The organism is Paenibacillus sp. MER 99-2, from assembly GCF_023714095.1.
Taxonomy (GTDB): domain Bacteria; phylum Bacillota; class Bacilli; order Paenibacillales; family Paenibacillaceae; genus Paenibacillus.
Genome location: NZ_JAMAUZ010000006.1, coordinates 174,001 through 186,878, shown reverse-complemented (window position 1 = coordinate 186,878; position 12,878 = coordinate 174,001). Strand labels below are relative to the sequence as shown.

Annotated in this window: 12 protein-coding genes; 2 read left to right on the top strand and 10 right to left on the bottom strand. The window is 43.6% G+C overall.

The genetic code is table 11. The features are described 5' to 3' along the window. Positions 1-133: 133 nt before the first annotated feature. Genes opp4C through M3636_RS22295 form a run of 4 tightly spaced genes read right to left on the bottom strand, consistent with a single transcriptional unit; the run spans position 134 to position 4,069 of the window. A complete protein-coding gene (gene opp4C, locus M3636_RS22310) occupies positions 134-1,051 on the bottom strand; it encodes an oligopeptide ABC transporter permease (protein WP_251384061.1) in 918 nt (305 codons plus the stop codon). 41 nt (positions 1,052-1,092) lie between these two features. Beyond that, entirely contained in the window at positions 1,093-2,043 is a 951-nt protein-coding gene (locus tag M3636_RS22305) for an ABC transporter permease (protein WP_251384060.1), read from the bottom strand. Positions 2,044-2,047: 4 nt separating this feature from the next. Next, a complete protein-coding gene (locus tag M3636_RS22300) occupies positions 2,048-3,067 on the bottom strand; it encodes an ABC transporter ATP-binding protein (RefSeq protein ID WP_251384059.1) in 1,020 nt (339 codons plus the stop codon). A 33-nt stretch (positions 3,068-3,100) separates the two neighbouring features. Continuing rightward, positions 3,101-4,069 (bottom strand): ABC transporter ATP-binding protein, encoded by a 969-nt coding sequence (locus M3636_RS22295; RefSeq protein ID WP_251384058.1) that lies wholly within the window; start codon positions 4,067-4,069, stop codon positions 3,101-3,103. Positions 4,070-4,340: 271 nt separating this feature from the next. On the opposite strand from M3636_RS22295, the gene M3636_RS22290 reads away from it, so the two are divergent. Then, positions 4,341-5,090 (top strand): MerR family transcriptional regulator, encoded by a 750-nt coding sequence (locus M3636_RS22290; RefSeq protein ID WP_251384057.1) that lies wholly within the window; start codon positions 4,341-4,343, stop codon positions 5,088-5,090. A gap of 267 nt (positions 5,091-5,357) precedes the next feature. Here the strand turns inward: M3636_RS22290 and M3636_RS22285 are convergent, their stop codons facing one another. From M3636_RS22285 to M3636_RS22275, 3 genes are all read right to left on the bottom strand, one after another. Beyond that, positions 5,358-5,837: a hypothetical protein gene (locus M3636_RS22285; protein WP_251384056.1), complete on the bottom strand. Its 480-nt coding sequence runs from the start codon at positions 5,835-5,837 to the stop codon at positions 5,358-5,360. A gap of 326 nt (positions 5,838-6,163) precedes the next feature. Continuing rightward, on the bottom strand, positions 6,164-6,820 hold the full coding sequence (locus M3636_RS22280) for a deoxynucleoside kinase (RefSeq protein WP_128100379.1): 657 nt from the start codon (positions 6,818-6,820) through the stop codon (positions 6,164-6,166). Next, positions 6,817-7,440: a deoxynucleoside kinase gene (locus M3636_RS22275; protein WP_128100378.1), complete on the bottom strand. Its 624-nt coding sequence runs from the start codon at positions 7,438-7,440 to the stop codon at positions 6,817-6,819. The genes M3636_RS22280 and M3636_RS22275 overlap by 4 nt, the downstream gene beginning before the upstream one ends. Positions 7,441-7,880: 440 nt before the next feature. Here M3636_RS22275 and M3636_RS22270 point away from each other — a divergent pair, with 440 nt between their 5' ends. After that, positions 7,881-8,978: a hypothetical protein gene (locus M3636_RS22270; protein WP_251384055.1), complete on the top strand. Its 1,098-nt coding sequence runs from the start codon at positions 7,881-7,883 to the stop codon at positions 8,976-8,978. 116 nt (positions 8,979-9,094) lie between these two features. Here M3636_RS22270 and M3636_RS22265 read toward each other — a convergent pair whose 3' ends face one another. The 3 genes from M3636_RS22265 to M3636_RS22255 all read right to left on the bottom strand — a co-directional run bounded on the left by M3636_RS22265 (position 9,095) and on the right by M3636_RS22255 (position 12,504). Continuing rightward, the gene (locus M3636_RS22265; protein ID WP_145409654.1) at positions 9,095-9,829 is read right to left on the bottom strand and encodes a LytR/AlgR family response regulator transcription factor; all 735 of its coding nucleotides are present in this window, start codon (positions 9,827-9,829) and stop codon (positions 9,095-9,097) included. 21 nt (positions 9,830-9,850) lie between these two features. Continuing rightward, a complete protein-coding gene (locus M3636_RS22260; RefSeq protein ID WP_251384054.1) occupies positions 9,851-10,771 on the bottom strand; it encodes a sensor histidine kinase in 921 nt (306 codons plus the stop codon). Between the two features lie 401 nt (positions 10,772-11,172). Next, complete coding sequence (locus M3636_RS22255) at positions 11,173-12,504, bottom strand: sensor histidine kinase (protein WP_251384053.1); 1,332 nt, start codon at positions 12,502-12,504, stop codon at positions 11,173-11,175. Between the last annotated feature and the right edge of the window lie 374 nt (positions 12,505-12,878).

Genomic DNA, 12,878 nt, shown 5'->3' with positions numbered 1-12,878 from the left:
TTGGATATTTAGATGCTGAATACTTCAATGGCTTAATTCTTCAATATCAGTGAGTCTCTATTCCAGAAACGCTACAAGCAACAAGACTGGTGCACACGATGCTTCTTCATGAATTATCTGTTCTGTCCTCTCCTCATTCCTTGGGATCTAATGCATCACGCAAGCCATCCCCTACAAAATTAATAGATAACACCGTAATGAGCAGCATCAGCCCTGCCGGAACCCACAACCACAACTGATCGGTTAACACGGTAAAAGATTGAGCATCACTCAGCATATTGCCCCAGCTTGCCGTTGGTGGTTGTACACCCATCCCGAGAAAACTTAGCCCTGCTTCACTCAGAATGGCACTCGCCACGCCAAATGTAGCATTGACGATAATTGGCCCCAGCGTATTAGGTAAAATATGTCCAAGCAGAATTCGTCTGTTCCCCAGACCCAATGCCGTTCCGGCACGGACATAATCCTGTTGTTTGATCGTTAGCACACTGCTTCGTACTAATCGCGCCACCCCTGGCCACGAGAACAGTGCGAGCACACAAATGATCGTCTGAAGACTCGCTCCAAGAGCACTGACGATGACCAGAATCACCATCAGGAACGGAAAAGCCATGAACATATCGGTAATTCGCATGATCACCATGTCTAGCCAGCCACCGAAATAGCCTGATATCAAACCAATCAGCGTGCCCACCGTCACATATAAGGCAACCGTTGCGAAGCCCACCAGAAGGGATACCCTTGAGGCGACAATTAAGCGACTTAACACATCCCGTCCAACCTGATCTGTCCCAAGCAGGTGTTCTCCTGAAGGAGGTGCTGAGAAATACGCTGTTACCTGATCTGGCGAGTGAGGAGCAAGCTGCGTGGCAAACATTGCAATCAGAATTAACAAAACAATCACGATTAGTCCACCAACAGCGAATCGATTGCGTGCAAAACGACTGACTACAAGTCTGAAATGGCTGTTCTCCACTGACTTCCAGCCCTGTGATAATTCCGCCCCCGCGGTGGAACTCTCCTGTAAACGGAGGTCGGATGTTGTTCTCATACGCTCTTTCCCCCTGAATGAATGTAGTTTAATAAAATCGTTTAGTTATATTTAACTCGCGGATCTGCAACGGCATAGATCATATCAGTCAACAGATTCGTAGCCAGTACAATGATTGCGGCGACTAGATTTAATGCCATTAACGTAGGATAATCACGCGAAAGGATGGATTGCATCGTTAGCTGTCCGATTCCGGGCCACTGAAATATCTGTTCGATCAAGATGCTGCCTCCCAGTAGCAGTGGAATCTCTATCGCAAACACCGTGATAATCGGCAATAACGCGTTGCGAAGGGCGTGTCTGTTGGTCACCATAAACTCACCAACCCCTTTGGCTCTCGCGGTTCGAAGATAATCCTGATGGAGCACATCCAGCATGCTTGCCCGGACATAACGAATTTTTTTGCCTACAATTCCCACCGCTAGTACACTTGCAGGTAATATGAGATGCCATAACGTATCCAGCACACCACCACCGCCTCCAAGTACCCCCATGCCGCCCGAAGGTAGAAGATTTAGTTTCAGCGAGAACACATAAATGACCCCAAGTCCTAGAAAGAATTGTGGCATGGACGTGCCGATAAAGGATAAACCAGTCAGGATGTAGTCAACCTTTGTATTATGCTTAACTGCACTATAGATACCTGCTGGAATAGCTATTGCCAAACTGATCAGAAGCGAAGTGAAGGTTAGCAAAAGGGTAGGGCCAATTCGTTCTGCAATCAATTGAGATACCGGAGCGAATGAACTGAAGGAGTACCCCAAATTGCCTTGCATCAGGCTCATCATCCATTTGCCATATTGCACGATTGCAGGGCTATTCAAGCCGAGCATCTCTTTCTTCGCCTCAATTAACTCCTGGGATGTGTTGGGATCAATCATCATCTCCACAGGATTACCTGGAGCAAGATTAATGATGATAAAGTTGATAATTGTGATCCCTATCAATACGGGAAGTGCAATTAATAAACGGCGTATAATGTAAGGTACCATGGCGTCAAGATCCCTCCACAATTGGAAAGTGACAGGCCACCTGATGAGCAGGCATCCCCGTATCTGCGAGCTGCGGCTCTTCTTCCTGACACTTCGCCTGTGCATACGGGCAGCGAGAATGAAACCGACACCCTTGCGGTGGATTAGCTGGGCTAGGTACATCACCTTCCAAAACGAAGCGAGATTGCTCTCGCATACGCGGATGAGTGATCGGATTAGCCGTTAATAGACTACGTGTGTATGGATGCTTGGCGTCACTAAAGACATCTTCTTTTGCGCCAATTTCCACAATTTTGCCTAAATACATGACCGCAATCCGTGTACTAATATAGTTGACTGCACCCAATCCATGGGCAATGAATACATACGTCAGATTCAGCTCCTGCTGCAAATCGCGAAATAGATTCAGAATCTGTGCCTGTATGGATACATCGAGTGCAGATACCGGTTCATCACATACGATCAGCTTAGGCTTCAATGATAAAGCACGGGCAATGCCAATTCGCTGCCGTTGTCCACCTGAGAATTCATGGGGATGACGGGACATGGCTGACCGCGGCAACCCGACGAGATCAAGTAAACGAATAATCTCTGCTTCCGCCTCTTGTCGTGTAGCAAGCCGGTGTGCAAGGATCGGCTCGGAGATCAGATCTCCCACTCTTTTGCGGGGATTCAGTGATGAATACGGGTCTTGAAAAATGATCTGTAGTTTGGTTCGAACCTTCTTCATCCTGTGCTGAGATAGATTCGTAATATCCTGCCCTTCAAAAAAGATACGTCCCGAATGAGCAGGCTCCAGGCGCAGCATAGTTCGTCCAATTGAGGATTTACCACAGCCCGACTCTCCGACAAGACCTAATGTTTCACCTGCCGATATATCCAAATTAATGCCGTCCACAGCCTTGATATATCCTGAAGTGCGGCCTAACACCCCTTGTCGAATCGGATAGTATGTGCGTAATTCCTCCAGACGGAGCAAAGGAGATGCAGCTTCGTTTTCAGGGCTAACACGGTAATTGCTCATTGAGTCTAAACCTCCTGATGCATTCGATTGCAGTTATTGTTGAGGAAGCCAGCATCTCACCACATGCTTGGCACTGACTTGCCTCAGAGACGGCGCCTCCAGGCTACATTGTTCGACCGCATAGGGACACCTCGCCTGAAATCTACAACCTTGAGGTAGATCCGTAAGCGAAGGGACCGTGCCAGGAATCGGTACAAGTCGATCCTCTGCCCCACTCTGAATGGTAGGAACTGATCGCATCAGTCCTTGTGTATATGGATGCAAAGGCTCATCAAACAGGGAGAATACCTCTGCCTCTTCGACAATCTGACCCGCATACATGACAGCGACCCGATCCGCCATTTCGGCGACAATACTCAGGTCATGCGTGATCAGCAGTATCGCCGTCTCTCTTTCTTCACGCAGTTGCTTCATTAAATTCAGAATCTGTGCTTGAATCGTAACATCGAGTGCTGTTGTAGGCTCGTCCGCAATGAGTAATTTCGGCTCACATATGAGAGCAATAGCGATGACAATCCGTTGTCTCATGCCCCCAGACAGGGAGTGAGGATACTCTCTCATCACCGCTTCGGGTCGTGCAATGCCTACCTTCTGTAACATCTGAAGTACAGTATGCTCTGCCTGTCTTCGGTTAAGCTTCGTGTGAACCTGGATTACCTCAAGCAGCTGATTGCCAATCGTCATCACCGGATTGAGAGCTGTCATCGGTTCTTGGAAAACCATTGAAACCTGCTTGCCTCTAATTTTTCTTAACTGCGTCTGATTCAGTTCGGTCAGATCCGTGCCATTCAATCGGATATGTCCTTCAGCAATGCGTCCTTTCTCTCCCAGCAAACCTAGAATCGATAAGGAAGTGACACTCTTGCCACTACCTGATTCCCCGACTATGCATAATGTCTCACCCGGAGTTATCGCTAGATTAATGCCGTCTACTGGACTAACTTCACCTTTCGTTGTTGTGAATGTGACACGTAGCGCTTCAATTTCAAGAAGATTGTTCATAAGATCACCTGACTCACTTTTTTTCAACATCATATGTCTATATACAATAAATCTTATTGGAATTATAAGGATTAGTGTAGCATGATCTCTGAAATTGTTTTTATCAAAAATTTAAATACAGGTATAGAATATTCCAATACTATAGATGCTGAATTAATGCAGTTAACACCCAAACTAGTGCTTCAAAAACCAAAAAATCTAATCCAATGAACAGGGTTGACTCTCACGTAACGTGACACTGTACAATCGGTGATGTAAGGAGGTTGAAACCATGGCCATGAAGGTAAAAGAAGTTGCCGAGCTTGCCTCGATCAGTGTGCGCACACTGCATCATTATGATGAGATCGGTTTGTTAACTCCTAGTGAAGTCACTTCTGCAGGGTATCGACTCTATTCAGACGCCAATCTAGACATGCTGCAGCAGATATTATTTTTCAAAGAACTGGACTTCTCACTGAAAGATATCAAAGACATCATAAATAGCCCTTCCTTCAACCGGGAGGAAGCACTTCAGATGCATCGCCAGATCCTTCTGGAGAAAAGGGTACGCTTAGACCGGATGATTGCCGCCATCGATAAAAGTGTTATGCATATGAGAGGAGACATTGATATGACCACAAAGGAACAATTCGAAGGATTTAACTTCAAGGAGAACCCCTATGAACAGGAAGCGCGCCAGCGCTGGGGGAATAAAGCTGTAGATCAGGCGAATGAAAAATTACAAGGCAAATCACCCAATGAACAGAAGGCTCTATCGGATCAGATGAATGACATTTTCACTCAGTTGGCAACCCTTCGTGACACATCACCCGCATCGGCTGAATCCCAAGCGGTCATTGCGCAGTGGTACACCTATTTGAATCAGATGGGGCATTATTCACCCGAGGCTTTTCGAGGATTGGGTCAGATGTATGTGGATGATGAACGCTTCACACGTAACATTGACCAATTTGGCGAAGGATTAGCTGCCTTTATGAAAGAAGCCATGGCGATCTTTGCGGATCAGCAGCAAGCAGACTAAGGCGTGTCTGAATATTTCGAAGCACACAGATTTTCATTTTCCTGACAATAAGGCCAACTGAGTTCGTTAGAAATGTTGCGTGAATCTCAATTACATTTACCACACGCTGGATTCTCACCTATCTACAAGGTAAAATATCATCACCAAAAAAAGGGACGCACGCCTTCTGGCGTTACGTCCCTCTTGCTTGTTTCTCAGCCGCAATGTGAAGGAGCCTCTTCTCGGCACATTCACTCTGAGATTTTTTTTGGAATGAAGAATATAGGATTATGCTCGTGGAGCGTGGTCTGTTGATGAAGCTTTGGTTGCCATGCTGGTTTTCGCCATTCGACCAGGAATCTGCCATGCGGATACGATCGCAAGACCAATAAACAAGAGATCCATCGGTTCTCCGAAATAATCCGAGAACGTTTCGATAAATGCGTTAACGATCTCGCCGTCAAATACCAATTGCATGAAACCTTCATCAAACATCTCGGATGCAAAATAAACAACCGTCATGTATTTCCCAAGTACAATGCCGACAAGCGCAAAAATGACCGCAATCACTTTATGTACTGTTGCAATCCGTTTATTGGACAACAACACGACAGCATAACCTGTCAGTGCACCAATGAGAATTGCAATTAAACCTACCTCATACTCGGTCATTGCTGCGACTGCAGCCCATACAGCACCACCCACAATTGCCGCAATTAACCCGCCGATAATCGGCATCCCAATCTTGATTCCTTGCTTTTCTTCCACGATGTCTTTCCCTCCTGAGTCATGCTTAGGCTTATTTTCCAAAATTCACCTAACTAATAAAACCACATTTCATTCGTTAATTCAACCATTTTCTACGATGATGAAGTTGTAAGCGATACCCAAGCTAGCTCAATGGCGTGCATTTCATGACCCGCGTAAAATCGTGCATTTCCCGGGGGGACATCGTCAAACCTCAGCCAAACAAACAGAAAAAAACAAAAAAACTCCCCACTATTCAACATGACATAGGGAGAGTCCATTCCATACTATTTACACATGCTTTTCTTCTGCTAATTAAGCCTTAGAGCTTCAGCAAGCTGATATACTTAACGTTGTGCTTCCTTCGCTGGTGTAATTACAGACGCAATCTGCGCCAGGATCGCATCAACCGATGCCGAATCATGCACATCATATTCGTCAATGTTCAAGCGCAATACTGGACAAGCTGTGAATTGGTCAATCCATACAGAATAGCGCTCATGCATGTGTTCCCAATACGAGCGATCTGTCTGAATCTCCATCTCACGTCCACGCTCAGTAATCCGGTTCAGGATGGATGGCAAGCTGCCTTCCAGATAGATCAGTACGTCCGGGTGCGGGAAATATGGCGTCATAACCATCGCCTCGAACAAGCTGCTATAGGTTTCGAAATCCGTTGCAGACATTGTACCTTGATCCGCGTGCATCTGCGCAAAGATCCCCGTGTCTTCATAGATCGAACGATCCTGTACGAAGCCTCCGCCCATTTCGAAAATTTTCTTCTGTTCCTTAAAACGTTCTGCCAAGAAGTAAATCTGTAGATGGAAGCTCCACCGTTCAAAATCATGATAAAATTTCTCCAGGTACGGATTATGATCCACCTGTTCCAGAGAAGTTTTGAAATTCAAACGTTCCGCAAGCGCTGCTGTTAGCGTGGATTTGCCCACACCAACCGTACCTGCGACGGTAATTAATGCATTTGCTGGAATGCCATAGTTATTCATGTGATATACTCCTTTACCTGATTAACGATCTGCCTGAAATGTTCTGGATGCTCTACAAAATCGAGTGCTTCTGCATCCACTTTAATAATAATTGGAGGATTAGGGCCATCTGCCAAATAGGCCATGCCTGTTTTGTAATCAGCAATAAGCTGTTCCATATATCCTGGATCCATATCCTGCTCGAAGGATCTTCCTCGCTTGTTGATCCGATACATCAAGGTATCAAGCTCTGCTTCAATGTACAGCACCAAGTTAGGTTTTGGCAGGTCATCGGTTAACAAATGATAGATTTGACGGTACTTGTCCCGCTTCGTGCCCTTCAAGGTGCGTTCGGCAAAAATCATATTTTTGTAGATATGATAATCCGAAATGACGGGTGTATGCTGCTGCACATAGTGAGCTCCGGTATCTTCCAATTGCTTAAATCGATTACATAAGAAAAACATCTCAAGCTGGAAGCTCCACTCATCTATATCCTGATAGAAGGAAGCCAGAAATGGATTCTCTTCTACGATCTCCTTCACTAGCGGAAGATTCAACTCCTGAGAAAGCATCGTTGCGAGCGTTGTTTTCCCAGCACCAATTGGACCCTCCACAGCAATAAACGGGGCTGATTTCATCGTGTTCCTGTTCCTCCTCGTGCTTATGCGTGTTTCCGTTTCTCTATAGACCTCACCTATTGTATCACAGCTTCGTAGCATCGAAGGCCAGTATTTTATGTATAAATTGAATATTATGCGTATTCACGTAACAGAGCTAAACATTCATCGGATGAAAGACCTTATCCCCACTTTTGGAACTTTAAGTCTAAAGTTATATATTCAAATGATTTAATAAATGGTAAAATAACCCTCTTACTGTATAGATTGAATTAAAATAGTTACACTGACCACTCCGATGACAGAATAACCTTCCGATCGCTGTTGTCCCCAGATTTTTCTGATTCCCTGTTCCAAAGGAGAAAATCCGGGAATAGCTTATGATTATTTTTCAATCCACGTACAAGACTACCGAGCCTGTATATTACTACATATCATCATGCTCTAAGGAGAGAATTAGATTGCTGAACAATATTCACCAATTCATGAAAACAACGCTTTCACTTCCACGAACGATAACGATCGCCGCTGCCCTAACCCTTACGCTTACTGGTTGTGCTACCCAAGCCAGCACCTCCAGCCCAGCACCTGTAGCTACGGAAACAGAAACACAGACCGAAGAACAGAATCATGTTCTATCTTCTGCTCAGAATGAAGTCGAAATCACTGTCCCAATTGATTGGAATACTTTTCCACAATTAGGAACACCAAATTTATTGGCTGCCATGGATAAAGACGGCGAGAGCGCGATCATGATTGAACGAGTAAGCCGAGAAGATACAGCGGAAGCATCTCTTGAGGATCTTATAGACAAATGGGAAGATGAGTTCTCTTTCGCTGAGGGCAGTACATATGAATCGAAACGAACGGGAAGTATGACAATTGATTCAGAAGAAGCCTACCTTACTGAAGGAAAAATGACGTTGCCTACAGGGACAAGTTACATCATCAGTGCCTCGCTGGAGAAGGAGAATCACTTCTATCATCTTAACTTCACCCGCCAGCGTGAATTGAATGATACCGATCGGAAATTCTTCACCCAGCTTGCCCAATCCATGCGAATCCTGAACGATCAGCCTGCTGTTGTTGAAACCGAATCGACTTCTGGTTCTACCAAAGTTATTAAATCAGAGGACGGGAAGACCTCCATTCGTATCCCTTCAGATTGGGAAAGTGATTTTAGAATAATTATTGATGCCAAACTGGAAGCAACCTCCTTAAGCGGTGAGGAATATTTCATAAGTCTGCAAAGTCCCAAATCTTGGTCCGATCCAGGTACAACACTCGAAGAGTACGTTGATGACTACATCGAACGCCAGACTGAGTTCTCGGATGATGTCACTAAACCCGATAAAGTGGCTGTCGAAATTGATGGAAGACCAGGCTTCCAGTTTGAGATACTTTCTACGATGGACAACGTCAACCACATCTACATGTACACCATCCTTGATTATTCAGATCACTTTGCGATCATTAGTTTCTCGGCTACAGAAAATCTTTTTATGGAATCTAAGCAAACATACCTAGAATCGACGGAGAGCTACCGCGAGGAACAGTAATAGATTACTGTTCTCTAAATTTTAAACTAAAATAACCTTCTTATCGTATGACCTGACTTAGGTAATCGTAAGAAGGTTATTCTGTTTGCTTCATATTGTGTGGTTATGTTATATGCTTATTTTGGGACAATATCCTTCAGCCCTTTTAGAAACCGACTGGAGGCATAGCAGATTTGTCCATTAACCATTCGGATTTCCCGCTTAGCAATGTCAATTTCGGCGATATTATCTTTGTTCACCACATAAGAATTGTGGCAGCGATAGAAGCGATTATCCATCTCAGGTAACGCCTTTAACTTCCCATAGAATTCAACCTGACGATTGTGGGCATGCAGGATGATTTTATGAAGTTGGGAGGAGGTTTCAAAAAATAGAATGTCATTGTACTCAATGCTGATAACCTTATCCCCCATCTTGGTTTGAAACAATTTCCGATGATTATGCTTGTTTTGCATGTAGCGATGATACGCCGTATCAATGCAGTCAATAACCCGTTTCTGAATGTCGGTAAACTGATCCTTTGTGATATAGTCCATCGCTTCCACTTTATATGTAAATGTCAGATACGTTAATTCTGGATGTGTGGTTATGAATACGATCGCACCTTGCGTATCATATTGGCGAATCTCCGCGCCCAGCGCTATTCCACTTTTTTCTTCCTGTAGATCAACATCTAGAAAATATAAACCGGTTGTATCATTCTGCTGTAAATGATTAATAATGTCTTTGGAGTGTGCAGTAGAGATCACAACCTTCATGTCCAGATTCTCTATCATGATGTAATCGGACACATATTTGGTTAGACGTTTACGTTGCTCCTCATCGTCCTCGCAGATAAAAATCTCTAACATATGCCACATCTCCTCTGTGCTTTAATTCTCGAACACTTCCAAGAGCTGAATAAACGTGCTCTCTCTACGCTGGGTATCCAGCACTACCCCTTTATATTGTGCAACCATCTCTCTTAGATTGCTAAGCCCTAGACCACGATCACTACCTTTGGTTGAAAAACCCTTCTCAAACAGCTTGTACAACTCAGGTGTCTCTTCGCGGCAACTGTTGCTCACCACAATTAATGTCCCAAGTTCTTGGCGAATCAACGCCATATGCACAGTTGGCACCTCACAATGAATCGCCTCTTCGATGGCATTATCCAGTAGAATTCCTACACAACGGCATAATGGTACGGCATCCATATGGATACGTTCGATCGGCTCGGCAACCTCAATGATGGCATCGATGTTAAGCTCCTGTGCCTTAATCATCTTCGCAGAGATAATGCCTTTTAGTTCTTGTACTTTTAGATGATGTAAGGCTCCCAGTTTATATGTATTGGACTGCATCCCTTGACTGATTGGCATAATTTTGTGTTCAAAATAGGCCTGTAACTGATCCATATCCTTATGACGAATGTATTCAGACATACTAAGAAGAATATTAATATAATCGTGCCTAAACTTCTGCATATCGGTATATAAATGTTCCAGATTCTCTGTGTATTCTGTTAATTGCTCGTACTGCTCCCGCTGGTTCTGCATAGCCGCTTCCTTCCTGATCGTTCGCGACAATATTACAAACACTCCAATCAGTAGGGCAAAATAAAACAGAAACAAAATACTATTTGCTTGGATGTTATCATCCGAGAAGCCTTGCCGCTCTCCAATCCATATATTGATGTAAAAAATGATTAAGGTAAAGATACAGACTACGCTAAATAATACACTGTACCTCTTCAAGATCAGTTTGCCTCTAAATCGTTTAACGAAGTGAAGCCCGGTAAGTAGCATTGCCATGGATAACAATCCACTACCTATTAAATTTACAATGGTTATCATTAAACTCGAAGTGTTAGCATTCATTGAATGATGAAACATGTTTATTTTGAGGAGACCAAACAGATACTCACCTACTACTGATACGAGTACAGAAATAACAGGGTAAATGATACTCCACAACATATCTTTTGTTTTCCAATGTAAACATGCATAGAAATAGATTATGACCCCGAATATGGCGGATGCCCCAATCCAAGGAAACAACATCATTCCGATCGTAGTCCCGCCCACAAGAAGTAAACTACAAAAACGTATATTCATCGTTCGAACCGACATGAAAGACAGAAATAAGATAAGAAACAAGACTTGAACGATAATCCCTAGTAAAACTTCCATTGGCTGCTCTCCTTATCCAAACCCTAACCTACCATGCCCTCAGTTCCTCCCACCGAAGAATCGAATACTTCCAATAGCTGAATAAACGTTCCTTCTTTACGCTGGGTATCCAATATAACATGCTTGTATTGCGACACAATTTCTCTTAGATTGCTAAGCCCTAGACCACGATTACTACCTTTGGTTGAAAAACCCTTCTCAAACAATTTGTACAACTCAGGTGTCTCTTCGCGGCAACTGTTGCTGACCACAATTAATATACCAAGTTCTTGGCGAATCAACGCCATATGCACACTTGGCACCTCACAATGAATCGCTTCTTCGATAGCATTATCCAGTAGAATTCCTACACAGCGGCATAATGGTACGGCATCCATATGGATACGTTCGATTGGCTCGGCAACCTCAATGATGGCATCGATGTTAAGCTCTTGTGCCTTAATCATCTTCGCAGAGATAATGCCTTTTAGTTCTTGTACTTTTAGATGATGTAAGGCTCCCAGTTTATATGTATTAGACCGCATTCCTTGACTGATCGGCATAATTTTCTCATCAAAATACGTCTGTAACTGATCCATGTCTTTATGACGAATATATTCAGACATGCTAAGAAGAATATTAATATAATCGTGCCTAAATTTCTGCATATCGGTGTATAAATGTTCCAGATTCTCTGTGTACTCCGTTAATTGCTCGTACTGTTCCCGCTGGTTCTGCATCGCTGCTTCCTTCATAATCGTTCGGCTTAATATCACAAATACACCAATAAGTAGGGCAAAATAAAACAGAAACAAAATGCTATTCGCTTGAATGTTATCATCGGAGAAACCTTGGCTTTGGCCGATCCATATATTAATGTAGAAAATGACAACGGTGAAGAAGGTCAGAATCGTAAGAAATAGACCATATCTTCTAAAAAATGCATCGTGGTTCTTCAGCTTCGTAAGCAGTACTCTGACAAGTGCGCTCATTAGAAATGTGATGATCATGATGCCTGTTACATAGATGACCGTATAGAACATATTATTATGAATGGATGCACTCGAACCACCCAACACATTAATATTGATTATCCCGCACATATAATCACTGATGACCATGAAAATCAGCGTTATCGTTGGAAATAAAATACTGAGAAGAATCTTTCTCAGCTTAAAATATAAACTGATGACCAAGAAGAATAAGACGACAAAACTACTTGCTGAGCCCATAACTCCAAGCAGTGAGTACCCGATGATGATTGAGCCAACGACCATAAAAGCAATCGATTTCTGGCTAAGTTGATGCTTCAACATGATCGGGATGGACAGGCTAAATGTTGCCATCTGTATAATGGCGGCCAAAAACAATAACATGATCAAAATCCTTCTCTCAACGTTATACTGAATTTCTATATATGATAACCCCTATATGTGCGTGTTCAAAAAGGGCGGTTTTCAGTACCGAGAAGATGGGGTGAAGATAGAAATGGAGTAGCGGAGCGTAGGCAAAACTACGTGAGCAACGGACATTTCGGCTGAATCCCATATTCGACGCTGAGATGCCGCTCGCGCACCCTTCGTAATCAAAAGCGGACTTTTTGAACAACCTCTATATGGAACAATATAACATTTATCAATGAAACAGACTATCCTACCTTCATCAGTCTTTAACTGAGAATACGATAAGATAGCCTATTTAAGTGCGTGTTCAAAAAGGACGGTTTTCAGTACCGAGAAGATGGGATGAA